We start from the raw sequence: 23,026 nt of genomic DNA on the forward strand, positions 1-23,026 counted from the left end.
TTCCTGTTACAACGGAGCGTTTATGCACACCTTTTTCATCGCCCCCACCGGTTTTGGTGTGGGCCTGACCTCCATCAGCCTGGGCTTGGTTGGCGCACTTGAACGCGCTGGTCTTAAGGTCGGCTTCTTCAAACCCATCGCGCAGCCACATCCAGGCGATATGGGCCCGGAGCGGTCAAGCGAACTGATCGCCCGCACCCACGGCTTGAACTCCCCCAAACCGCTGGCACTGTCCCAGGTTGAGCACATGCTCGGCGATGGTGAGTTGGATGAGTTACTGGAGGAAATCATCAGCCTTTATCAACAAACCGCCACCGACAAAGACGTGGTGATTGTCGAAGGCATGGTGCCGACTCGCCAGGCCAGCTATGCCGCCCGAGTGAACTTCCATCTGGCGAAAAGCCTGGATGCCGAGGTTATTTTGGTGTCCTCGCCGGAACAGGAAAGCATCAACGAACTCTCAGACCGGATCGAAATTCAGGCGCAGATGTTTGGCGGCCCGAAAGACCCGAAAGTGCTGGGCGTAATTCTCAACAAAGTGCGTTGCGAAGAAGGCCTTGAAGCCTTTGCCGAACAGCTGACCGAACACTCCCCCCTGCTCAAGACTGATGACTTCCGCCTGCTGGGCTGCATCCCGTGGCGCGATGATCTCAATGCAGCCCGCACCCGAGATATCGCCGAACTACTGGGTGCCCGTGTTCTCAATGCCGGTGACTACGAACAACGCCGCGTGATGAATATCGTGCTGTGCGCCCGCGCCGTGGCCAATACTGTGCAGCTGCTCAAACCCGGCACGCTGGTTGTGACCCCGGGCGACCGTGACGACATCATCCTGGCCGCCAGTCTGGCCGCCATGAACGGCACCCAACTGGCAGGCCTGTTGCTGTGCAGCGACTTTGCCCCGGACTCGCGCATCCTTGAGTTATGCCAGGGAGCTCTGAACAGCGGTTTACCGGTGATGACCGTAAGCACCGGTTCCTATGACACCGCCACCAACCTGAACAGGTTGAACAAAGAAATTCCGGTAGACGACAAAGATCGTGCAGAGAAAGTCGCTGACTTTGTCGCCAGCCATATCAATCAGGAGTGGCTCCTGGCCCGCTGCGGCACGCCCCGCGAACTGCAGTTGTCGCCTCCCGCATTCCGCTACCAGCTGGTACAGCGTGCCAAAGCCGCGAACAAGCGCATTGTGCTGCCAGAAGGCAGCGAACCGCGCACCGTTCAGGCAGCGGCCATTTGTCAGGCTCGCGGCATTGCCCGCTGCGTGCTGCTGGCCAAACCTGATGAAGTCCAGGCGGTGGCCCGCACCCACGGCATCGATCTGCCGGAAGGGCTGGAGATTCTCGACCCGGAACGTATCCGCGAGCGTTACGTCGAGCCCATGGTTGAGCTGCGCAAGAACAAAGGCCTGACGGCACCGGTAGCCGCTGCGCAGCTAGAAGACAGCGTGGTACTGGGCACCATGATGCTCGCACTGGATGAAGTAGACGGCCTTGTTTCGGGTGCCATCAACACCACCGCCAATACCATCCGCCCGGCACTGCAACTGATTAAAACCGCGCCAGGCTACAACCTGGTGTCGTCGGTGTTCTTTATGCTGCTGCCTGACCAAGTGCTGGTGTATGGCGACTGTGCGGTAAATCCTGATCCAACGGCTCCCGAGCTGGCCGAAATTGCCCTGCAAAGCGCCGCTTCTGCTGAGGCGTTTGGGATCAATCCACGCGTAGCGATGATCAGCTATTCAACCGGCAGCTCTGGCAGTGGTGAAGAAGTTGAAAAGGTGCGTGAAGCCACCCGTCTTGCTCAGACGGCAGCGCCACAACTGCTGCTGGACGGCCCACTGCAATACGACGCGGCTGCAATTGAAAGCGTTGGCCGACAAAAAGCACCCAACAGTCAGGTAGCTGGCCGCGCCACCGTGTTCATCTTCCCCGACCTGAATACCGGCAACACCACGTACAAGGCCGTGCAACGCAGTGCCGACTGCGTCAGCGTGGGCCCGATGCTGCAAGGCCTACGCAAGCCGGTTAATGACTTGTCCAGGGGGGCTCTGGTGGATGACATCGTCTTCACCATCGCTCTGACAGCCATTCAAGCCGCCAGCCTTTCGCAGTAAATATCAGGGCTGTCTTCGGGCGGCCCTGACGCATAACGTGCATGAAAAAACGCGAAATGCGTTAATCAGGCCAGTAAATCAAAACTTGCAGTTCAGTGAACAATCGTTAACCTGTGCGCGGCATTAGCGCGAGTGTCCATCTTGCGCAGCGCCTCTTCAGTGGCAAACGCCCTTAATCACCGGACTCGCATTTCCCATGCTGCACTTTTTGCCTGCCCCGCTGCGCGGCCTGATCGCCGGCCTGCTGCTCGCGCTGAACACCCTGATCTGCTGCTGGCCACTCTTCGCTGTGGCCCTGCTAAAACTACTGATCCCAATTCCTCCCTTACAACGCGCGCTGCGTTTTGTCATGCATGGCATTGCAGAAACCTGGATCAGCGTTAATAAACGCTGGATGGACATGGTGGGGAAGACGCAATGGGAGGTCAGCGGCCTGCAAGGCTTCGACAAAAACCACTCATACCTTGTTACCAGTAATCACCAGAGCTGGGTGGACATTCTGGCTCTGCAGTACCTGCTCAACCGGCGCATGCCACTGCTGAAGTTTTTCCTTAAACAAGAACTGATCTGGGTACCGGTGATTGGCCTGTGCTGGTGGGCGCTGGAGTTCCCCTTTATGAAGCGTTTCAGCAAGGAGTACCTGGCCAGGCACCCGGAAAAACGCGGGCAAGACCTTGCCACCACGCGTAAAGCTTGCGAGCGCTACAAAACCAACCCGGTTGCCGTGTTCAACTTCCTTGAAGGCACTCGCCTCACTCCGGCCAAACATGCCCAGCAACAATCACCGTTCAAGCACCTGCTCAAACCCAAGGCAGGCGGTATTGCCTTTGTACTGGATGCCATGGGCGAGCAGCTGCACAGCTTGGTCAACGTCACCATTTACTACCCGCAAGGTAATCCGGGGTTCTGGGATCTGCTGTGCGGAAAGGTAAACCGCGTGGTTGTGCACTTTGAAGAAATGCAGATTCCACAAGCGTTTCTGGGCCGCAATTACGATCAGGACGAGGCCTATCGCCTGCAGTTCCAACAGTGGGTTAACCAACTGTGGCTGGATAAGGACGCGCAGCTGGAGCGCATGAAGCAGCACGGGCAAAACTGACCGACCGAGCACCTAGCACGCACAAAAAAACGCGCCCCGTTTCCGGGAGCGCGTTTTTTATTGCACGGCTTACAGCGGACGCAGATTGATCTCTACACGACGGTTCTGCGCACGACCTTGCTGGGTATCGTTGGAAGCAATCGGCTGGCTCGGGCCTGCGCCGTATGCCGAGATACGCGAAGCGTCGACACCATTAGCAGTCAGATAAGACGCAACGCTCTGCGCACGGCGGTTGGACAGGTCCTGGTTCAACTGCTGAGAACCAGTGCTGTCGGTGTGACCAACAATGTTGATGCCATTTTTGTTGAACTCTTTGAATACCAGCACCAACGAGTTCAGGGTTGGATAGAAGCTCCCTGAGATATCAGCCGAGCTGCTAGCAAAGGTGATATTGCCCGGCATGATCAGCTTCAGATCATCACCGTTACGCTGAACCTGAACGCCGGTACCCTGCAGGGTCTGACGCAGTTTGGCCTCCTGCGTATCGACGTAATAGCCATAGCCTCCTGCAGCTGCGCCACCGACAGCTGCGCCAATCAGAGCGCCCTTGCCGCGGTCTTTCTTGCTGGATGTGGCCGCACCAATCAGGGCACCGGCAACGGCACCGGCACCACCGTACATACCTGCTTTACTGGCTTCACTTTCACCCGTGTATGGATTGGTCGTACAACCCGCCAGAATGCTTACGCCCACAACCGTAACTGCCAGATTCTTAAACAATTTCATTGAATTTTCCTTATTAATACGACACGGGTTCGCATGCTTCGTCAGAGTAAAAAGTGCACGCGAAGTTCCGTAGAAAGCACAAAAGTACGAACTATCAAATAGCTTAGGCCCGAACGAACGGATTATCTCGCATCTCGTCCCCCAAAAGGGTATCACTGCCATGCCCGGTCACCACCGTTGCGTCCTCATCCAGCGTGTACAAGCGCTGTTTGATGGAACGCTCCAGCGCCTGGTAATCCCCACCCCACAAGTCTGTGCGGCCAATGCTGCGACGGAAAAGTGTGTCACCGGCAATCAGCAGCTTGGCCTCAGGGAACCAGAAACTCATCGAGCCCGGTGTATGCCCCGGCGTGTGCAGCGCAACCCCGCAACCGCAGGCCAGTTCCTCATCGTCCGCCAGCCACTGATCCGGCGCGGGCACCGGCGTGTACGGCACACCGAACATACGGCACTGCATCTCCAGGTTGTCCCACAGAAACTGGTCATCCTTGTGCAAATGCAGCGTTGCCCCGGTCTTCTCTTTCATCTGCCCGGAGGCCAGAAAATGATCCAGATGGGCATGGGTGTGAATGATGCTCACCACCTTCAGGCCATGAGCCTCCAGCCGCGCCATGATCAGATCAGGATTGCCACCCGGATCCACCACAATTGCCTTTCCTGTGAGCGGATCTCCAATGATTGTGCAATTGCACTGCAGCGGGCCGACGGGGAAGGTTTCTCGGATCAGGGACGGGGTTTCAGTCGGTGTCATGGCGCTCAGTCACGTCAAGAAGTGGGCAGGAGATTTTGGCACATTAGGGCCAATCCCGAGCAATGCTCTATTTCGCAACCGCCTCTGCAGACCTTTGGGCCAGCTTGGCAGTTGGGCGACTCTCTCCAGGCAGCTCTACCCCAACGCACAGACCTCCGTCGAAGCGGTTGGTGAAGGTGACTTGCCCGCCTCGATTGCGGCTGATCATCTCGACGATGGATAAGCCCAGCCCGGCGCCCAGCGGATTGCCGCTGCTATAGAAAGGGTCACATAGCCTGTCGCGTTGCGCTTCACTAACGCCAGGACCACGATCCAGAACCTCCATGCGGACATTCCCCCCCCCAATACGACGCAGGCGCACACTGATTTCACTGTTATCCGGCGCAAAGGTCAGAGCATTGCTGATCAGGTTCTGCAGCATGATCGCCAGGGACACCGAATCGCCGCTGATGTAGATGTCATCACTGGCATCCAGCGACAGTTCAATATTTCGCTTTAAGGCCAGCGGGGCCAGTTCCGCCAGCTCTTCACGTACCAATGAGGTGAAGTTGATCGACTCGCTGATGTGCTGCCGCGGCTCAAGGCGGGCCATGGCCAGTAACTGGCTGGCGATGCGGGTGGCTCGCTCAAGGCCGTGTTGGACATGCCCGAGGGCGGTTTCACGCTCCTCGGCGCAGCATGCCTCCCGGGCGTTGCGAGCGTGTATATCCAGTATTGCCAGTGGCGTACGGAGTTCATGGGCAGCAGCCGTGATAAATCGCCGTTCACGCTCCAGCAATTCCCGCAGCAGCTCCAGCTGCCGGTCCAAAGCCTGGCGCATGGGCTCAAGCTCGACAGGCAGGGGCTCGTGCGAAAGTGGCCGCAGGCTATCACGAGGTCGAGATCGTAACTGCCGGGCAAAGTTGTGCAGCGGGGTAAGCCCCCAGCCAAGCAACAACCGGATGATAACGACCAACACCGGCAGCCCTATCACCGTGGGCAATAAGGCTTGCTTGAGCATTTCCTTTATCACCCCATCGCGCAGATCCGCTCGCTCCCCCACCCAAATACTCATGCCGTGATCATTGCCTTTGACCAGCACGCCGCGCCAGCTTTGGGCTTCGTAGATAAAACTTTGCATCCCAGCACCAGGCGGAATATCCAGTTTCGGAGCATTACTTGAGCGCCCCATCAAGCTGCCATCTGCTGCCCACACCTGAAACTCCAGATGAGCCTGATAAGGCTGATCACTAAGCCCCTGTCCTGAGTGATTCAAGGCGGTGTCCATCGTACTGGCCAAGCTATACCAGTCGATTTGCTCCTGTTTGCGTAACAGCACCAGGCCATGCAGCAGACGTGCCCCCTGAACTAATTGGGCGTCGTACACGCTCTCTAGCCGATGCTGACTGTCGCGCAGTGTCAGCCAAGCCAACAGCAGGCTACCGACAATCACCAAGACAATGGTTGGAGCAAGAATCCGTGTCCGGATGGAGGTCATGCGTGGGACTCCACCAGATAGCCCACACCTCTTACAGTCCGAATCAGTCCGCTGTGAAGCTTCTTGCGCAGGTTGTGGATCAGCACCTCAAGGGTGTTGCCCTGACCACTTTCTTTCCAACCATAGAGGGTGCCTGTCAGGCGCTCCCGGGTGACAACTACGCCAGGACGAGCCAGCAACTGATGCAGCAACTGGAACTCCATGTGCGTCATCGGCACAACGTCGCCACGGTAGCGCACTTCCTGACTGGCGGGATCAAGGCTGACACCGGCATGCTCAAGCAAGGGCCGTGCGCGCCCCTGACAACGGCGTAAAAGAGCTCGAATCCGGGCTTTCAGTTCATCAATGTCGAACGGCTTGATCAGGTAATCGTCGGCCCCTGCATCCAATCCCTTGATGCGATAGGAGGTTTCATCACGTGCTGTCAGGATCAGCACCGGCACCTCTGAATCGGTTCGGTTGCGAATCATGCGCAGGATGTCCAGCCCGTCCAGCCGGGGTAATCCCAAATCAAGCAGAATCAGATCGAACTGCTCGCAACTCAGGGCGTGCGCGGCATCCAAGCCATCACTAAGCCAATCCAAGGTGTAACACTCACTGCGCAGTGCCACTCGGATGCCATCACCCAAAACCTTGTCGTCTTCAACCAATAACACTCGCATCCTGCGACCTCCCTGTTGCAGCAGGCCTTTAAAAGTCCCGCAACACTCGCTCACGCGTTTCCATGTGCTGCTAAGTATTAGTCGTTAAGACTTCATTAAGGTTCGCTCGAGAAAGGAATCGCCTGATAACCGGGGCAACTCTTTTATGCGCTCTTGCCCTGCTCTCTCCTTGCTCCTGTTGCCGTGTAGCACTCTGACTATGGCAAAAACTGTGTGCACGCCGATCAGCGACAAGGTGATCAAATCCGAGATATCGCCGCTGCAGTTTATGACGACGAGTTGCAACCTAACCTTTCAGACATGGTGAACCGCCAGCCGGGCCTGGTTGACGTTTTTTTCACAACTCGGATTCTTCCCCTTGTTAGCATGGCGACCTCTTTGGGGAGTAGCCTGCCTTCATCCATTTGAAGGCGCCTTGGTCAACATTCTCGGCGCATTGCCGTGGTCAAGGCATCCAAACGGAGTGGTGAGACCAACGACATCTCTGTACCAGAAGCTGGGCGTACAGGGACTGTTCGTTGTCTTGTTGCCCGGCAGGTGTTAACTCATGAGTCCGATTTCCCTCATTTTGCTAGCCTTTGCCATGTCTACCGATGCCTTTGCTGCGGCAATCGGCAAAGGTTCTGCCCTGAACAAACCGAACGTCCTGATGGCGCTGCGCACGGGGCTTATCTTCGGGGTCATTGAAGCCACTACACCCGTTATCGGTTGGCTACTCGGCCAAGCTGCCAGCAGTTACGTTGAACAATGGGATCACTGGATTGCCTTTGTGCTGCTCCTGGCGCTGGGGCTGCACATGATCCACAACGGCCTGAGCGGTAAGGACGATGAGGCCGGAGAAAAGCCTGATCAGCATTCATTCTGGCTACTGGCTGCCACAGCAGTAGCCACAAGCATTGACGCACTGGCCGTGGGTATCAGCCTGGCATTTGTCGATGTCAGCATCTGGGTTGCCGCCCTGGCCATTGGCCTGGCAACCACCACCATGGTCACCATTGGCATCATGCTGGGCCGGGTCTTAGGTGCGATCGTCGGAAAACGCGCGGAGGTGATCGGAGGGCTGGTATTGATGTGTATTGGTGGGGCCATTCTGTTTGAACATCTGTCACAGGTGAACAGATGAACACGTCAACATCACGCAAGCGCAGAGTTTGGCGCAGGCGGCTAAGAACCACACTGAGCAATCTGGGGCTGGTAGTGTTTATTGCCATGAGCTTCAGCGCTTGGAAAAATTTTTATCCACCCCAGATCATCACTGGCCTGTTTTATCACGCGCTGTGCTGATCGGTTGCCTAGCCCCAACATCAGGCCAATAAAAAACCCCGGTATAAACCGGGGTTTTCAGCAACAGCCTGTCACTCTTGTGGCGGTTGCCCTTTGTCGCTCCAACCACCACCCAGCGCCTTGTACAGTTCGACTTCACTGCTCAGCTGCGCCAGACGACTGGTCACCAGCGCCTGACGGGCACTGAACAGCTGACGTTGCGCGTCCAGCAAGGTCAGGTAGCTATCGACCCCTGCCTGATAGCGACGATCCGCTAGGTTGTAGTAGGTCTCGCTGGCATTTAACAACTCACGCTGAGCCTTCAGCTGCTGCTCATAAATGGTGCGTGATGCCAAGCTATCAGACACCTCACGGAAAGCCACCTGAACCGCCTTCTCGTACTGCGCCACCTGAATCTGCTCTTGCAACTTGGCGTATTCCAGGTTGGCACGCAGACGACCGGCATTGAAGATCGGCAAGTTGATCTGCGGCTGGAACAGCCACGATCCAGAACCCGCATCAAACAAGCCAGACAGTTCACTGCTGGAAGTACCAGCATTACCGGTCAGGGTAATGCTGGGGAAGAACGCGGCGCGCGCCGCACCAATGTTGGCATTGGCAGCCTTGAGCTGGAACTCCGCGCCCAGCAGATCAGGACGACGCTGCAGCAGATCAGACGGCAGTCCCGCTGGCACCGCACTGAGCACTTCAGAGTCCAGATCAAGCCCTTGCGGCAAGTCAGCTGGCAGTTCTGCACCAATCAGCTGTACCAACGCGTTTCGGTCCAGTTCCACCAGACGCTGATACTGGGTCAGACTGACCCGCGCGCTGTCCACCGCAGTGCGCGCCTGGCTCAACGCCAGTGCATCGGCCACACCGACATCAAAACTGCGCTGGGTCAGGGCGTAACTGTCTTCAAAGGTTTTCAGGGTGTCCTGAGTCACCTTCAGCAGAGTCTGATCCGCCTGCCACTGCAAATAGGCGGCTGCCACACTGGAGACCAAGCTGATCTGAGCGCTGCGGGCAGCCTGTTCGGTGGCGAAATACTGCTGCAACGCCTGCTCGCTGAGGCTACGCAGACGGCCGAAGAAATCCACTTCCCAGGCGTTCACGCCTGCAGTGACACCATACTGGCCACTGATCTGCGGCTCACCAGTCCCGTTGAGATCGCCCGGTGTACGCTGACGCGTGCCGCTACCGTTGATGCCAACACTGGGGAACAGCTCGGAACGTTGAATACGGTACAGCGCCCGGTAGGCGTCCACATTCAGGGAGGCAACCCGCAGATCACGGTTGTTATCCAGGGCTACCTGCATCAGTTGGCGCAAGGCCGGATCGCGGAAGAAACTGTTCCACTCCAGCACCTCGGCAGCGCTGCTGCCGGATGCTGCCGCCTGCGCCGCCGGGCCTTCAGGCCAGGCTTGCGCAACGGGGGCCTGAGGCCGCTCATAGTCAGGAATCAGGCTGCAACCACTGAGCAGACTAACGGCTAAAGCCAGAGGTAAGACTGAGCGTTTCACTGGTTAACCTCCTTGTTGCTATCAACCGCCGCCGGCTTCTTCTCGAAGATCGAGCAAACCACCACATAGAACAGCGGCACCCAGAAAATCGCCAGCACCAACGCACTAAGCATGCCGCCAATCACACCGGTACCAATCGCGTGCTTACTGCCTGAACCTGCACCCGCCGAAATCGCCAGCGGTACTACGCCGAGAATAAAGGCCAGCGAGGTCATCACAATCGGACGCAAACGCATACGGCACGCCTCGGCTGCTGCGTCGATCAGGCTCATGCCCTGTTCGTGCAGCGACTTGGCGAACTCTACGATCAGAATCGCGTTACGGGCTGACAAACCAATCGTCGTCAACAGACCGATCTGGAAGTACACGTCGTTGGACAGTCCCCGACCATAGGTAGCCAACAGCGCACCAATCACACCCAATGGCACCACCAGCAGAACCGAGAACGGAATCGACCAGCTTTCATATAGCGCCGCCAGACAGAGGAATACCACCAGCAACGACAGCACATACAGAGCAGTAGCCTGGTCACCCGCCATGCGCTCTTCGTACGACAGCCCCGTCCAGGCAATACCTACACCTGGCGGCAGCTGTGCCGACAGACGCTCGACTTCAGCCATGGCCTCACCGCTACTGTAGCCCGGTGCTGCAGCACCGAGGATTTCCGCTGCAGGAACACCGTTGTAACGGGCCAGCTTAGGCGCACCGTAGACCCACTTACCGCTGGCAAAGGCACTGAACGGCACCATCTTTCCAGCGCTGTTGCGGATGTACCACTTGTTCAGGTCTTCAGGGTTCATGCGCGCCTCGGCGACGCTCTGCACATACACTTTCTTCACCCGCCCACGGTCGATGAAATCGTTGACATAACCACTACCCCAGGCAATCGACAGGGTCTGGTTGATATCCGACAGCGACACACCCTGGGCGCGCGCCTTTTCATCATTAATGACCAACTGGTACTGCGGCTCATCGTTCAGACCGTTCGGGCGCACCTGCGCCAGCACCGGGCTTTTCGCAGCCATACCGAGGAACTGATTGCGTGCAGCGTTAAGCGCTTCGTGACCAATCCCAGCACGGTCCTGCAGGAAAAAGTTAAAGCCCGTTGCGTTACCCAACTCCATCACCGCCGGTGGCGCGAATGCGAACACCATGGCATCGCGGTAGCTGAAGAAGCGCTGCTGCGCACGCTTAGCCAGAGCGAACACGCTGAATTCTTCCTTAGCACGCTCTGCCCAAGGCTTCAGGCCGATAAAGGCCATTGCTGAGCTCTGGCCACGACCAGCAAAGTTGAAGCCAGTCACGCTGAATACGGAGCGCACCGTGTCGGACTCTTCCGTCAGCAGGTAGTCACGCATTTCATTGACGACCTGATAGGTACGCTCGGCAGTCGAGCCTGCCGGCGTCTGCACCTGCGCAAACAGCACGCCCTGATCTTCATCCGGCAAGAATGCGGTCGGAATCTTGGTGAACATCCAGCCCATGATGGCCACAATCACCAGATACAGCAGCACGTACGGAACTTTGCGCTTGAGCACAGCCTTCACGCCACTTTCATAGCGATCCACGCCGCGCTGGAAAGTACGGTTGAACCAGCCGAAGAAACCGCGTTTCTCGTGATGCTGACCTTTAGGAATCGGCTTGAGCAGTGTTGCGCACAGCGCCGGGGTAAAGATCAGCGCGACCAGTACTGACAGCGCCATGGCCGACACAATAGTGACCGAGAACTGCTGGTAGATAACCCCCGTCGATCCCGGGAAGAATGCCATCGGAATAAACACCGCCGACAGCACCAGACCAATCCCCACCAACGCGCCCTGAATCTGCCCCATGGACTTGCGCGTGGCTTCAAGCGGCGACAGGCCTTCCTCACTCATTACCCGTTCGACGTTTTCCACCACCACAATGGCATCGTCCACCAACAGGCCGATGGCCAGAATCATGGCGAACATGGTCAACGTGTTAATGCTGAAGCCAAAGGCGGCCAGGATGCCGAATGTGCCCAGCAGTACGACAGGAACAGCCAGAGTCGGAATGATGGTGGCCCGGAAGTTCTGCAAGAACAGATACATAACCAGGAACACCAGAGCAATCGCCTCGAACAGCGTAGACACTACGCCGCTGATCGATTCGGAAATAACCGGCGTGGTGTCGTACGGATAAACCACTTCCATTCCCGGCGGGAAGAACGGCTGCAGGTCGGCAATGGTTTGACGTACAGCTTTTGCGGTTTCCAAGGCGTTGGCACCGGTGGCGAGTTTGACCGCGATACCGGTGGCAGGCTTGCCGTTGTATTCCGCGCTGATGCTGTAGTTCTCACCCCCCAATTCAACCGTAGCTACATCACCCAGACGCACTTGCGAGCCGCTCGGCATGACTTTCAGCAGGATGTTGCGGAACTCTTCCGGAGTTTGCAGGCGGGTCTTACCGATAATGGTGGCCGTGAGTTGCTGCCCCGGCAGAGCAGGCAAGCCGCCCAACTGACCAGAAGAAACCTGGACGTTCTGTGCCTGAATGGCGGCACTCACATCAACAGGCGTCAGGCCGTAGTTGTTGAGTTTCTGTGGATCAAGCCAGATACGCATCGCGTACTGCGAACCAAACACCTGGAAGTCGCCCACACCTTTGGTACGGGACAGCGGATCCTGAATATTGGAAACGATGTAGTCCGCCAGGTCGTTCTTATCCATGCTGCCGTCCTGGGAAACCAGGCCGATCACCAACAGGAAGTTCTTAACCGATTTGGTTACCCGAATCCCCTGCTGTTGGACTTCCTGAGGCAACAGTGGCGTGGCCAGTTGCAGTTTGTTCTGCACCTGCACCTGGGCAATGTCTGGATTCACTTCCGGCTCGAAGGTAACCAGAATCTCCATGCTGCCGTCGGAGTTACTCGATGAGCTGATATAGCGCAGCCCGTCGATACCGTTCATTTGCTGCTCAATGACCTGCACCACCGTGTCCTGCACGGTCTGTGCGGAAGCACCTGGGTAGCGCACGGCAATACTGATTGTCGGTGGCGCAATGCTCGGGTACTGGTTAATTGGCAATTTGAGGATCGACAATCCCCCAGCCAGCATGATCACCAGGGCGATAACCCAGGCAAAAATGGGCCGGTCAATAAAGAACTTTGACATCAGTTAATCCCCGCTCAGCGCGTTTCAGTCTGTGACTCAGCCTGATTGGCGCTGAGATTGCCGGCTGGCTTAACATTGACCTCGACGCCCGGCTGAACGAACTGCAGGCCTTCGGTAATTACGCGGTCGCCTTCGTTGAGCCCGGAAATCACCAGCCAGTTATTACCGGCGGTGCGCTCAGCTTTAAGCGGTCGGGCTTCAACCACATTCTTCTCATTAACCACCATCGACATGGCCTCACCCTGAGGAGTACGGGTCACGCCCTGCTGGGGAACCAGAATGGCTTTTTGGTTAACGCCGGCAACCAGTTCAGCATGCACAAACATGCCTGGCAGCAGGTGATAGTCCGGATTAGGGAACACCGCACGCAAGGTCACGGAACCTGTGCCTTCGTCAACCGACACGTCGGAGAACTCGAGCTTGCCTTCCAGAGGATAGTCGCTGCCATCCTCCAGACGCAGGCGCACTTTGGCGGCGCCATCGGCAGCAGCACTCAGGCGGCCTTCGGCCAGGTCACGGCGCAGCTGCAGCAATTCTTTGGTGGACTGAGTCACGTCTACGTAAATCGGATCCAACTGCTGAATAGTTGCCAGTGCATCGGCCTGACCACTGTTGACCAGCGCCCCTTCAGTCACAATGGAACGACCGATACGGCCAGAAATGGGGGCGAGTACTTTGGTGTAACGCAGATTGATCTGCGCTTGCTCCAACGCCGCCTGCGCTTGCAGGCTGGAGGCGCGGGCCTCGTCGAATGCCTGTTGGCTAACGGCTTTATCAACCACCAGTAATTTATAGCGATCGGCCAATGCGCTGGCAGAAATCTGGGCCGCCTGAGCACTCTTGTATGCGGCCCGATAGGTTGCCGGATCGATTTGATACAGCTGCTGGTTGGCCTTCACATCACTGCCTTCAGTAAACAAACGCTTCTGAATAATGCCGCTGACTTGAGGGCGAACCTCCGCGATACGGTATGCGCTGGTACGGCCTGGTAGTTCTGTGGTCAGGGTATACGGCTGGGATTTGAGGGTCACCACACCCACTTGAGGAGCTTGCTGAGCCGGTGGTGCGGAGGATTCTTTACAGCCGGAAAGGCCGAAAACCGCCAAGGCGGCGGCGGAAACCAATGCGGCGAAGGTTGGCTTCGGATGCATCTAAGGGACCTCATGTGTGGAGCGATGCCCTGTAGGGCTGAAATTAATACTCAACGAAAGGCGGAAGATTATACCTACGTCACTGTATGTTTGTGCGCTGATTATAGAGATAAAACCAGCCTGGTTGCTTGCTAAAACTGCTCTGCATTGGAACTTAGTGTTACCGGATAAGAAGCCCCCGAGATGCCTTAATAGCATTTATAGACAGCCGCCAACCTCACTTGCGCGAGTCGCTTGAGCACAACAAACCGCTCAACTGCCAGCAGGGAGCCCCCAGCAGGCGGCTCTGGCTCCGCATCTCAAGACGCTCGCATAACATTGGAGCTGCTGTGGCCTTGCGCAATACGTCGGGTATTGATTGCGACCATGCGTATAGGTTCAGGTTCTCGCCATTCTGTGTGCAGCTGTTTCAGAACTTAATGAGACCTTGGTACTCAAACTCAAGTATTAGTTTTACACCCGAATAACCTGATTATTAAATGCCAGTTCGGCAGCAGATAAAACCATATGTTATTCAGGGACATAAATTTGCAAGCCAATTACTGTAATTCGGTTTGCATGACGCCATTTTTACAACACCCCTCTTATATACAGAACAGACGTTTTCCATCCGCTTACCTGACTATTCCTACCTACGAGGCCCGCTCCGCAAATGCCAGGATTTAGTCACGGGCAATGGTTGAAACAAATGGCCTGCTGCTACCCCCCCTGTACCTATGCTTTGAGCTCTACGCGGTGTCATACACACATAAGGCCTATGCTTCATACGACCTATGGGCTACAAGCCAGCTGGATATTGAAAATGCCAATAGAGAAGTAGCTCTCAATAGTCAGAGCCGAAAGTCATTAAGATTATTCTTGCTAAAGGCATCATCTCGGATAGAAATGTTTGCCAGCACTCGAATTTTCAGGGACTTCCGCTCAGATCAACCATGCAACAGGCAGTTGCTTAAGGGGCATTTCAGTGCTGATCAGTCAAGTTACCGCCTTTATCCGCGCCTCATCGCTCTACGCACTGCAGGAGTTTGCTGCCAGCCAGGGCTTGAACGCTCACGACCTGATCAACGATGCCGAATTACCCAACGATGTGTTGGAGCATCCAGAAAGTTTTATCCCCTACCGCAAGTTTGCCACCCTGCTTGAAAGCGCCGTGAACCGTTCCGGCAACCCGTTGTTCTGCCTGCAGTTTGGTATTTATCAGGGAGTGGGAGGACTCGGCCCGCTGCTGTATCTGATCCGCAACGCCAGTAATGTCGGTGAAGCACTCAAGGAGCTCAGCCAGTATTTCCACCTACATTCCAGCTCATCGCGTATTCGCATCGAGATTGAAGGCGAACACGCGCTTTTGCACTACGATGCGGGCAATGTCAAAGACGTGCCCAGCCACCGTCTGGTGCTGGAACTGGTGGTTGGCGGTGCCACACAGCTTATGCGCACCTTGCTGGGCAGCCGCTGGCAGCCCCACGCGTTGATGCTGCAGCATGCGCCGTTACGGGAACCGCAGGCCTACACCCGACTGTTAGGGCTGGCACCGCGTTTTAACGCGCCGTACAACGCCTGGGTATTTGATGCCAAGGTATTGAGCGCTCCCCTGAGTGCAGGTGATGAGAATCTGCATCGCCTGATCCAGAAGCACCTGGACACACTGGACAACATGTCAGTGCAAGAATTACCGGCCTATGTCAGTCAGCTGTTGGGCGACCTGCTGCCCAACGGACGCACTACGATAGAACAGATTGCCGACTACATGGACCTGTCGCCACGCACCCTGCAGCGTTATCTGGCCGAGGAAGGTACATCCTTTCAGATACTGCTGGACGAGACGCGCCAATCCATGGCTGAGCGCTATTTGGCCGACTCGACCCTGAGTCTGACGCATCTGGCCGCTATGCTCGGCTACTCCGAGTTGAGCGCATTTTCCCGGGCGTTCCAACGCTGGTATGGGATGAGCCCGAAACAATGGCGGGCCAAGCAGTTCCCGGGAAAATCCCGGCAACGCCTGCGCGCCCACCTAGAGCGGCAATTGGGTAAAAGCTGAAGTGCTCTATTCCTCGCTCGGTTTGAGCGCGGCAATCCACTGACTGACTGCCTCGACACGCTGCTGCCAACCCACTTCGCCCAGCAGCCAATGGCCATGCCCGGCAAACTCACGGTAATCCATGCGCGGACCATACCAAGTGGCTACGCGCCGGCTCACACCGACCGGGATGATCCGATCACTGTCGCCCGCCAGCGCCAGAATCGGACATCGCAGTTTGTCCCGGTCTACCCGGTTGCTGCCTGCTAGGTTCAAGCGACCATAGCCTACGGCGTAAGCCACCCGACCTGACTCGGCGATCAGCAGCTTGTGCAGAGCCGCGCGCTGCTCTGGCGCAACACGGTTAAACACCAGGTAATTGGCTTCCCACTCGGAGAGACGGAAGGAGCGCTTCCACAGCCCCCACTTGGCAAAATGCCGAACCAGCCCCGGCAGCATCACCGCCCGCAACGGAAACACCTGCCCCGGGGCTGCGCTGTTGACCATCACCACGCCACTTAAGTCGAGGTGTTGCGCCGCCAGTTGGGCCAGCAGACCGCCCAGTGAGTGGCCGATCAAGACGGGACGCGGGTATGGCTTGGCGACATTCACCACTGCATCCACGTAGGTCTGTAGCTGGACACCGGCCAGTTGCTGATCCGATCCGTGCTCGCTGTGGCCTGGCAAATCCATCGCCACACATTCATAGCCCTGCTCGCGGAACACAGGTAGCCACTCGTTCCAGACGTTATGCCGCGACCACATGCCATGAATAAAAATCAGTGTTGGTTTCATACCCGAATCTTCCTGCTCAGTGTGCTGAAACGAACAGCGCCGGGTATTTAATCCCGGCGCTGTAATGCCTAAACCTCTGACGCCATCAGGCGCGGCGGAATTCCAGATTCGCATCCTCGACACTCTGGTTGAGAAGCATCTTCTGATCATCCTCATAACTGTGCAGTACGCGCCATGGCAAACCACGGCCCTGACGCGGCAGCAGGTTCTGTGCACGCTGAATGTATCCCGACTGCAGCGAGCCGAGGACGGTCTCATCCGCCATCAGCTGGCCTTCAGGCGCTTTGGGCATAACCACATCCAGCTGGTTCTGCTTCATGTAGTTGAACAGGCGGCAGAGGAAGCTGGCCGTCAGATCGACTTTCAGTGTCCAGGGTGCGTTGGTGTAACCGAACACAAAGCCCATGTTAGGAATGTCCTGAAGCATGGAGCCTTTGTATGTCATCAGCTTATTCAAGTGCTTCTCTTCACCGTCCACTTTCAGCGCCATGCCGCCGCACGTCTGCAACTTGAGACCGGTAGCAGTAATGATGATGTCGGCCTGCAGGTGCTCACCAGACTTCAGCAAAATACCTTTCTCGGTAAAAGTGTCGATCTGATCGGTTACGACTGAGGCCTTGCCTTGTTTGAGCACCTTGAACAGATCAGCATCCGGCACCGCGCAGATACGCTCATCCCAAGGCATATAGCGCGGGGTGAAGTGGCGCATATCCACTTGGTCACCTACCTGCTTGCGAACACCTCGCAGCAGGTAAGAGCGCACCATGCCTGGGAACGCTTTGGAGGCTTTGTAGATCAGGCGTTGCATGACGATATTGCGCTTACGGGCCATGCCGTAAACAAAACGCTCTGGCAGGAATCGACGTAAAAACGCAGACAACTTGTCGTAACCCGGCACACTGAAGACGTAACTTGGCGAACGCTGCAGCATCGTGACGTGCTCAGCATCTTTAGCCATGGCAGGTACCAGAGTAACGGCCGTGGCACCGCTGCCGATGATGACCACACGCTTTCCGCTGTAATCCAGATTTTCAGGCCAGTGCTGAGGGTGAATCTGCAACCCCTGGAAACGCTCCGAGCCCGGAAACTCCGGCAAGAAGCCCTCATCGTAGTTGTAGTAACCGGTGCAGGAGATGAGGTATTGGCAGGTGAACTCACGGGTCTGCCCAGTCTCTTCTTCGAGGCAGGTCACCCGCCACTGACGCTCTTCGCTGCTCCAGGAGGCATCGGTGGTTTTCAGGCCGAACTGAACTTTACGTTCGATGCCGTACTCACGCGCCGTATCGGTAATGTAATTGCGGATGGCAGTGCCGTCGGCGAGCACTTTCAGCTCGTTCCAAGGGCGGAATGAGTAACCAAAGCTGAACATATCCGAGTCGGAACGGATACCCGGATAACGGAACAGATCCCACGTTCCACCGATGGCCTTGCGGCGTTCGATGAGCCCGACTTTGGCTTCCGGCATTTCTTCGGCCAAACGGCAAGCGGTTCCGACACCTGAAAGGCCCGCGCCAATGATCAAGACATCGTAGTGATTCTGCATGGATAAGCTCTCATCATTTGTCATTGTTTGGGTGCAGTATTGAGCCTGCTCCCGCGCCATGACTTGACCTTTATAGACTGATATTTGACATATGACGACAGTGCATTAATCCCGACCAAACGTACTGCGGGAGGACACCCGCCCGCAGTACCTCTGGCCTGGCAGTCTGTATCAGCGCACCCCGGAGGTACGCAACGCGGCGGGTGTGTAGTCGTTAGACGAGGCATTCACGCCGAAACGGATCCATTTGGCTTCTTCGTTGATCATGCCGTACACGCCGTAGCGGCCGGAGATCAGGTCGTACAGGGCTTCAAGGGCATACCACGGAGTCTGCGCGTTGTACTCCTGCATCAGCATAGCCTGCCCTACCCGCCACAACTGCCCGCGACCGTCATACAGTTCGGAGGCTGCGATGGTCCAAGAGTCTTCATCTATATAGAAGCGGCGTTTGGCATAGACATGACGCTTACCGTCTTTCAGTGTGCCTTCGACCACCCAAACACGGTGCAGCTCATAGCGGGCCAGGTCCTGATTGACATGCCCGACTTTAAGAATATCGGAGTACTTCAGGCTCGGTGAGGCCAGATCGTAGCTGTTGTAAGGGATATACAGCTCTTTCTTGCCGATCAGTTTCCAGTCGTAACGATCCGGCGCGCCGTTGTACATATCGAAGTCATCCGATGCACGGGTGCCATCCGCGTTATTGCCGGGGCTGTCGTACGCCACTTGTGGTGCGCGACGTACGCGGCGCTGGCCAGGGTTGTACTGCCAGGCCATACGGGCTTCCTTGACCTGGTTCAGGGTGTCATGAACCAGCAGTACGTTGCCTGCCAGACGTGCCGGAGCAGTGGTGACGCTTTTGAACACCAGCAGGGTGTTTTCAGCTTTGTCTTTAGTCATGTCCGGCAGCCAGGACGGGAATGCCACCTGATCCGTCATACGTACCAAGGTGTACTCACCGTTGCGCTGAGGGAATCCGTTGCTGGAATCACGCAGTACGTTTCCGCCCTTGTAACGGGTCAGATGATTCCACACCACCTCAATGCCGCTCTTGGGAATCGGGAACGGGAACACCCGCGACTCAGCAAAACCGTCCAAACCATTACCACCGTCAACCAACTTGACGTTGGCGGCGCTGACACGCGCCGCATCGTAGATGGCCTGAGGCATAGAAACAGTGCGATGGCTTGGGTAGACCTTCATCTTGAAGGTTTCCGGGTAGCGCTTGAACATCGCCAGCTGGCCTTCGTTCAGTTTGTCCCGGTACTGCTCGGCATTCTGGGCCGTGATCACGAACAGCGGCTGCTCGTCAGCAAACGGGTTGCTCAGAAAACCCTTGGCATCGACGCTTCCGGCCGACTTGGTTAAACCGCCAGTCCATTCAGGAATGGAGCCATCCGCGTTTGCGCCGCGCTCAGCGCCAATCGGAGTCAGGCTCGTGCCCAGTTTGGCGATTTCATCCGGACTGGCAGCGGCTAGCACACTGCTGGTCATTAATGACAAGGTGAGGCTTGCGAAAATTCTTGTAGTTGTCTTCATCACACACACTCTCAAGCAGGTTTAGAAGTTCACGCCGACGCTGAGGGCGAGAAAGTCACGGTCAATCTGGTTGTTGTATTCACCACCGAAGAAATCGGTGTAAGACAGACTTGCGGTATAGGTACTGCGGTATTCGGCATCCAGGCCGATGCTTACCGCCTTGGCACCTTCGTTAAAGGTCGGACCGTAGCCATCCACATCGTGGGCCCAGGCCAGATTCGGCTTAAGGTTGACCCCGGCAAACACGTCGCTGTAATCGAGCATTGCGCGTACGCGGTAGCCCCATGAATTGGCGGTGTAAAAACCGTTTGAGTTACTCGGACTGTAAGGGCCCACCTCGTTGATGCGGCCATAACGCAGATCACTGCGGGACTCCAAACCGCCGACATGGGTCATGCCGAACTCGCCCACAAGCGCCAGACGATCAGCCCCCAGCACACGATCGAAGAAGTGCGTCAGAGTGCTCTGAATTTGGGTGACTTCCTTGCGCTTATAGCCTTTGATATCGGTGTCGGCCATCGCCAAAGCACCTGCAATACCACCTGCCAGCCCAGCTTTACCAATCTCAATGACCGGTGCATTTACTGCATCGAGCAGGTTGAACTGCAGTGGCATGTTCGGACGATAGCTCACCTCACCGGACCACGCGGTACCGCTTTCCAGAGTTGTGGCAAAGCTCAGCCCGTACAGACGGATATCTTCCGGGTACTCCAGGAAGTACTTGCTGTTCCCCAGCATCGAGGTCTGCCCAACCGGGCCGGCCAGACCACCCAGCGGCATGCTCAGCGCCAAACCGATATCGGCTGCATTTGGCGTAGTCATCGACAGGTAAGGCGTGCGGCTGTGGTAGTTCATGGCGTAAGCGCCGTATTCGGTTTCATCGCCCATCCAACGCAAGGCGATACCCCACTGCCCGCTGTCCCGCGCATCGCGGTCACCTGCTCGCGGTACGATCAAGCCTTCCTGGGTCATTTTCACGCCCATAGCGTCGGCATATGGCCCCAGCAGATTTACTGCGGCAGGCTGGCCAACCGTCAGGCCCTCATCGCAGCCATCGGCGATGGCATCACCACCAAAGAAGGTGCCGCAGTTATCGGCAACGGTCTGATCCCATTCCAACTGGTAGAACACGTCTGCTGACAGGCGCTCAGTAATGCCTTGCGAGACAAACAGCATGTTGACTGGAATCAGGCCTTCCTTGAGCTCAGCCCCGGGACGGCGCAGTGCCGCTGCGTCGATCGGGTTGATGGCATTGATGCTGTTACCGATGAACGTACTTTCACCCCAACTGACGACTTGGCGACCGGCACGCACACTGCCCGGCAAAGTGGCGATGGTGTAGTTGTGATAGACAAACGCATCCAGAATTTCCGCACCGGAGGCTTGCGCCGCCTGCTTACGGTTGCTGTCACTGATGTCTTTAAACGGACGGCTTTCGTCTTTCAGTTCAAAGTCGTACCAGTACTTGCCCCGGACGAATACGCCGGTGTCGCCGTATTTCAGTTCGAGGTCATGCAGACCTTTGAAGATCTTCGAAAAAGTCTCGCCTTTTTTAAAGTTGAGGCGGCCGTCATCGTTGGAGGATGCAGCGGTCTTGCCGCCATTGACCATGCCGATCAGATCCGGGTCTGCATTACGCATGGCCCAGCTGGCGCCGACGGACAGCGACGAGTCCAGCTGACCTTCGATTTCGCCGATCTGAAATGAGACAGCCTGAGCTGCCGGGGATACGCATGCCAGGGAAATGGCCAGGGTTGATGCACGAGGCTTGAAGCGTTCGCGCCATTTTGTTTTTGTCATTTGGCTCTCCGCGAGTGGGGGTGGAACACTCGCAACATAACCAGCCAAATGCGCTCGCCATACAGACTAACGTACCGATTCAAGATCACACCTAACCACTATTTCAATCCGTGGCGGAGTCTGTACAAGCCTTGGCAATTCAGGCTTTGGCCCTATTTCAAGGCGCAATCTGACGAACGGTATAGGTTCACACCCTACCTGTCAGATTATGTCAAGTAGGCGGCACGGAATATCCAAAACCATGCCTAAGTTTTAGGCAGCATAGTCACCTATAGCCCAAGACGACTTGGCACAAATAACACCCCCCACCGGACACATGATGTCCGAGCCGCAGAGGTCGACATTTATGCACGCCCAAAGCCCTGTTTCCCTTGAATGGTCTAGCCAGCAAGTGGATCACCTGCCTCAACCGAATAACGGGCACGTTAACCGTCCTGTGTTGAGCCAATCACTGACAAACGACTCCAAGCGTTTGACCCTTTTCTGCGCGCCTGCCGGTTTCGGTAAAAGCGCCATGATGATCGAATGCGCCCGCCAGGCACCGGCCGACACCCGTGTGGTGTGGGTTGAAATGCTTGGCCACTCGATGACATCCCGTGACCTGCTCAACCGCATTGCAGCCGAGCTGGGCGAAGAAGTTGAAGAAGGCGAGCCGCTGGAAGTGTTGCACCGCATGCTGGCCCGGGTGCGTAAGCCGCTATGGCTGATGCTTGATGACTATCCACGTCAACCGTGCCCGGAGCTTGATGCCTGCATGGAAGACCTGATTGAGCGCACACCGAACAGCCTGCGCTGGTGGATCAGCAGTCGCCGCCGCCCAGCCTGGAGCTTGCCCCGTCTGGTCCTGCAGGGTTCGGTCCGTGAAATCGGTGCCCACTTGCTGGCCTTCGACAGCGCAGTGGTTCAGGAGCTGGTACGTGAACGTCAGCAGTTTTTCAGCGTGGAGTTGCGCAAGCGTCTGCTGGAAGAGTGCGAAGGATGGCCGGCACTGATCTGCCTGCTGCTGCACGAAAGCGCTTCTGACAACCTGCTGCAAAACCTCAACAATGGCACCAGCTTGCTGATCAATTACCTGCATCGTGAAGTGGTCAACAGTGCCGACAACGCCTGCCCACAGGTCAGCTCCTTGCGCCGTCGCCATCCGCAGTGGTTTAGCACTCAGGTACTGGGCAGCAGCCAGATCACCTATGGTGAGAACAATCGCTCACAACAGCCAGCCAGCAACATCTGCTCGCTGAGCAAACGCGAGCGGACCATTCTGCAACTGATCGCAACCGGCCTGTCCAACCGCGAAATTGCTGACCAGCTGTGCCTGTCGGTCAACACCGTCAAGGCTCACGCCTGGAATATCAACAGCAAACTGGGCACCGAGCGCCGCACCCAAGCGGTTGCCCGCGCACAGATGCAAGGCCTGCTCAACTGAGCAGGTGCTA

The 23,026-nt window shown here is 56.7% G+C and carries 16 protein-coding genes and 1 riboswitch; of the genes, 5 read left to right on the plus strand and 11 right to left on the minus strand.

Features of this window, described 5'->3' with window-relative positions; genetic code table 11:
- Nucleotides 1–22 precede the first annotated feature (22 nt).
- Both pta and AO726_RS04305 read left to right on the plus strand, forming a co-directional pair.
- A complete protein-coding gene (gene pta / locus AO726_RS04300; protein ID WP_058066799.1) occupies nucleotides 23–2,116 on the plus strand; it encodes a phosphate acetyltransferase in 2,094 nt (697 codons plus the stop codon).
- 196 nt (nucleotides 2,117–2,312) lie between these two features.
- Nucleotides 2,313–3,215: an acyltransferase gene (locus AO726_RS04305; RefSeq protein ID WP_058066800.1), complete on the plus strand. Its 903-nt coding sequence runs from the start codon at nucleotides 2,313–2,315 to the stop codon at nucleotides 3,213–3,215.
- A 69-nt stretch (nucleotides 3,216–3,284) separates the two neighbouring features.
- Here the strand turns inward: AO726_RS04305 and AO726_RS04310 are convergent, their stop codons facing one another.
- From AO726_RS04310 to AO726_RS04325, 4 genes are all read right to left on the minus strand, one after another.
- Complete coding sequence (locus AO726_RS04310; RefSeq protein WP_058066801.1) at nucleotides 3,285–3,941, minus strand: OmpA family protein; 657 nt, start codon at nucleotides 3,939–3,941, stop codon at nucleotides 3,285–3,287.
- Nucleotides 3,942–4,044: 103 nt separating this feature from the next.
- Nucleotides 4,045–4,692 (minus strand): MBL fold metallo-hydrolase, encoded by a 648-nt coding sequence (locus tag AO726_RS04315; RefSeq protein WP_058066802.1) that lies wholly within the window; start codon nucleotides 4,690–4,692, stop codon nucleotides 4,045–4,047.
- A gap of 67 nt (nucleotides 4,693–4,759) precedes the next feature.
- Nucleotides 4,760–6,169: an ATP-binding protein gene (locus AO726_RS04320; RefSeq protein WP_058066803.1), complete on the minus strand. Its 1,410-nt coding sequence runs from the start codon at nucleotides 6,167–6,169 to the stop codon at nucleotides 4,760–4,762.
- The gene (locus AO726_RS04325; protein ID WP_058066804.1) at nucleotides 6,166–6,831 is read right to left on the minus strand and encodes a response regulator; all 666 of its coding nucleotides are present in this window, start codon (nucleotides 6,829–6,831) and stop codon (nucleotides 6,166–6,168) included. Before AO726_RS04325 ends, AO726_RS04320 begins: the two co-directional genes overlap by 4 nt.
- 373 nt (nucleotides 6,832–7,204) lie before the next feature.
- Nucleotides 7,205–7,370, plus strand: a riboswitch (yybP-ykoY riboswitch).
- Between the two features lie 8 nt (nucleotides 7,371–7,378).
- Between AO726_RS04325 and mntP the strand changes: the two genes are divergently transcribed.
- On the plus strand, nucleotides 7,379–7,954 hold the full coding sequence (mntP, locus tag AO726_RS04330; RefSeq protein ID WP_058066805.1) for a manganese efflux pump MntP: 576 nt from the start codon (nucleotides 7,379–7,381) through the stop codon (nucleotides 7,952–7,954).
- Between the two features lie 232 nt (nucleotides 7,955–8,186).
- On the opposite strand, the gene adeC is transcribed toward mntP, so the two are convergent.
- The 3 genes from adeC to AO726_RS04345 are packed head-to-tail and all read right to left on the minus strand — an operon-like array spanning nucleotide 8,187 to nucleotide 13,899.
- On the minus strand, nucleotides 8,187–9,614 hold the full coding sequence (gene adeC / locus AO726_RS04335; RefSeq protein ID WP_058066806.1) for an AdeC/AdeK/OprM family multidrug efflux complex outer membrane factor: 1,428 nt from the start codon (nucleotides 9,612–9,614) through the stop codon (nucleotides 8,187–8,189).
- Nucleotides 9,611–12,748, minus strand: a complete 3,138-nt coding sequence (locus AO726_RS04340) for an efflux RND transporter permease subunit (RefSeq protein WP_058066807.1) — start codon at nucleotides 12,746–12,748, stop codon at nucleotides 9,611–9,613. The genes adeC and AO726_RS04340 overlap by 4 nt, the downstream gene beginning before the upstream one ends.
- 14 nt (nucleotides 12,749–12,762) lie before the next feature.
- Complete coding sequence (locus tag AO726_RS04345) at nucleotides 12,763–13,899, minus strand: efflux RND transporter periplasmic adaptor subunit (RefSeq protein WP_058066808.1); 1,137 nt, start codon at nucleotides 13,897–13,899, stop codon at nucleotides 12,763–12,765.
- A gap of 964 nt (nucleotides 13,900–14,863) precedes the next feature.
- Here AO726_RS04345 and qhpR point away from each other — a divergent pair.
- Nucleotides 14,864–15,937: an AraC-like transcriptional regulator QhpR gene (qhpR, locus tag AO726_RS04350; RefSeq protein ID WP_241492046.1), complete on the plus strand. Its 1,074-nt coding sequence runs from the start codon at nucleotides 14,864–14,866 to the stop codon at nucleotides 15,935–15,937.
- Between the two features lie 6 nt (nucleotides 15,938–15,943).
- Here the strand turns inward: qhpR and AO726_RS04355 are convergent, their stop codons facing one another.
- The 4 genes from AO726_RS04355 to AO726_RS04370 all read right to left on the minus strand — a co-directional run bounded on the left by AO726_RS04355 (nucleotide 15,944) and on the right by AO726_RS04370 (nucleotide 21,593).
- Entirely contained in the window at nucleotides 15,944–16,711 is a 768-nt protein-coding gene (locus tag AO726_RS04355; RefSeq protein WP_058066809.1) for an alpha/beta hydrolase, read from the minus strand.
- 85 nt (nucleotides 16,712–16,796) lie between these two features.
- Nucleotides 16,797–18,254, minus strand: a complete 1,458-nt coding sequence (locus tag AO726_RS04360) for a flavin-containing monooxygenase (RefSeq protein WP_058066810.1) — start codon at nucleotides 18,252–18,254, stop codon at nucleotides 16,797–16,799.
- Between the two features lie 171 nt (nucleotides 18,255–18,425).
- The gene (locus tag AO726_RS04365) at nucleotides 18,426–19,793 is read right to left on the minus strand and encodes a DUF1329 domain-containing protein (RefSeq protein ID WP_058066811.1); all 1,368 of its coding nucleotides are present in this window, start codon (nucleotides 19,791–19,793) and stop codon (nucleotides 18,426–18,428) included.
- Nucleotides 19,794–19,814: 21 nt separating this feature from the next.
- Nucleotides 19,815–21,593, minus strand: a complete 1,779-nt coding sequence (locus AO726_RS04370) for a DUF1302 domain-containing protein (protein WP_058066812.1) — start codon at nucleotides 21,591–21,593, stop codon at nucleotides 19,815–19,817.
- Between the two features lie 346 nt (nucleotides 21,594–21,939).
- Between AO726_RS04370 and AO726_RS04375 the strand changes: the two genes are divergently transcribed.
- The gene (locus AO726_RS04375) at nucleotides 21,940–23,016 is read left to right on the plus strand and encodes a helix-turn-helix transcriptional regulator (protein ID WP_058066813.1); all 1,077 of its coding nucleotides are present in this window, start codon (nucleotides 21,940–21,942) and stop codon (nucleotides 23,014–23,016) included.
- Nucleotides 23,017–23,026 lie beyond the last annotated feature (10 nt).

Origin of the sequence: Pseudomonas sp. TTU2014-080ASC (genome assembly GCF_001446935.1) — a bacterium.
Lineage (GTDB): Bacteria > Pseudomonadota > Gammaproteobacteria > Pseudomonadales > Pseudomonadaceae > Aquipseudomonas.

What these genes read in the sequence shown, in the direction of transcription:
- pta (WP_058066799.1), top strand. Translation starts at nt 23, where the DNA reads ATGCACACCTTTTTCATCGCCCCCACCGGTTTTGGTGTGGGCCTGACC.
- AO726_RS04305 (WP_058066800.1), top strand. Translation starts at nt 2,313, where the DNA reads ATGCTGCACTTTTTGCCTGCCCCGCTGCGCGGCCTGATCGCCGGCCTG.
- AO726_RS04310 (WP_058066801.1), bottom strand. Translation starts at nt 3,941, where the DNA reads ATGAAATTGTTTAAGAATCTGGCAGTTACGGTTGTGGGCGTAAGCATT.
- AO726_RS04315 (WP_058066802.1), bottom strand. Translation starts at nt 4,692, where the DNA reads ATGACACCGACTGAAACCCCGTCCCTGATCCGAGAAACCTTCCCCGTC.
- AO726_RS04320 (WP_058066803.1), bottom strand. Translation starts at nt 6,169, where the DNA reads ATGACCTCCATCCGGACACGGATTCTTGCTCCAACCATTGTCTTGGTG.
- AO726_RS04325 (WP_058066804.1), bottom strand. Translation starts at nt 6,831, where the DNA reads ATGCGAGTGTTATTGGTTGAAGACGACAAGGTTTTGGGTGATGGCATC.
- mntP (WP_058066805.1), top strand. Translation starts at nt 7,379, where the DNA reads ATGAGTCCGATTTCCCTCATTTTGCTAGCCTTTGCCATGTCTACCGAT.
- AO726_RS04340 (WP_058066807.1), bottom strand. Translation starts at nt 12,748, where the DNA reads ATGTCAAAGTTCTTTATTGACCGGCCCATTTTTGCCTGGGTTATCGCC.
- AO726_RS04345 (WP_058066808.1), bottom strand. Translation starts at nt 13,899, where the DNA reads ATGCATCCGAAGCCAACCTTCGCCGCATTGGTTTCCGCCGCCGCCTTG.
- AO726_RS04355 (WP_058066809.1), bottom strand. Translation starts at nt 16,711, where the DNA reads ATGAAACCAACACTGATTTTTATTCATGGCATGTGGTCGCGGCATAAC.
- AO726_RS04360 (WP_058066810.1), bottom strand. Translation starts at nt 18,254, where the DNA reads ATGCAGAATCACTACGATGTCTTGATCATTGGCGCGGGCCTTTCAGGT.
- AO726_RS04365 (WP_058066811.1), bottom strand. Translation starts at nt 19,793, where the DNA reads ATGAAGACAACTACAAGAATTTTCGCAAGCCTCACCTTGTCATTAATG.
- AO726_RS04370 (WP_058066812.1), bottom strand. Translation starts at nt 21,593, where the DNA reads ATGACAAAAACAAAATGGCGCGAACGCTTCAAGCCTCGTGCATCAACC.
- AO726_RS04375 (WP_058066813.1), top strand. Translation starts at nt 21,940, where the DNA reads ATGCACGCCCAAAGCCCTGTTTCCCTTGAATGGTCTAGCCAGCAAGTG.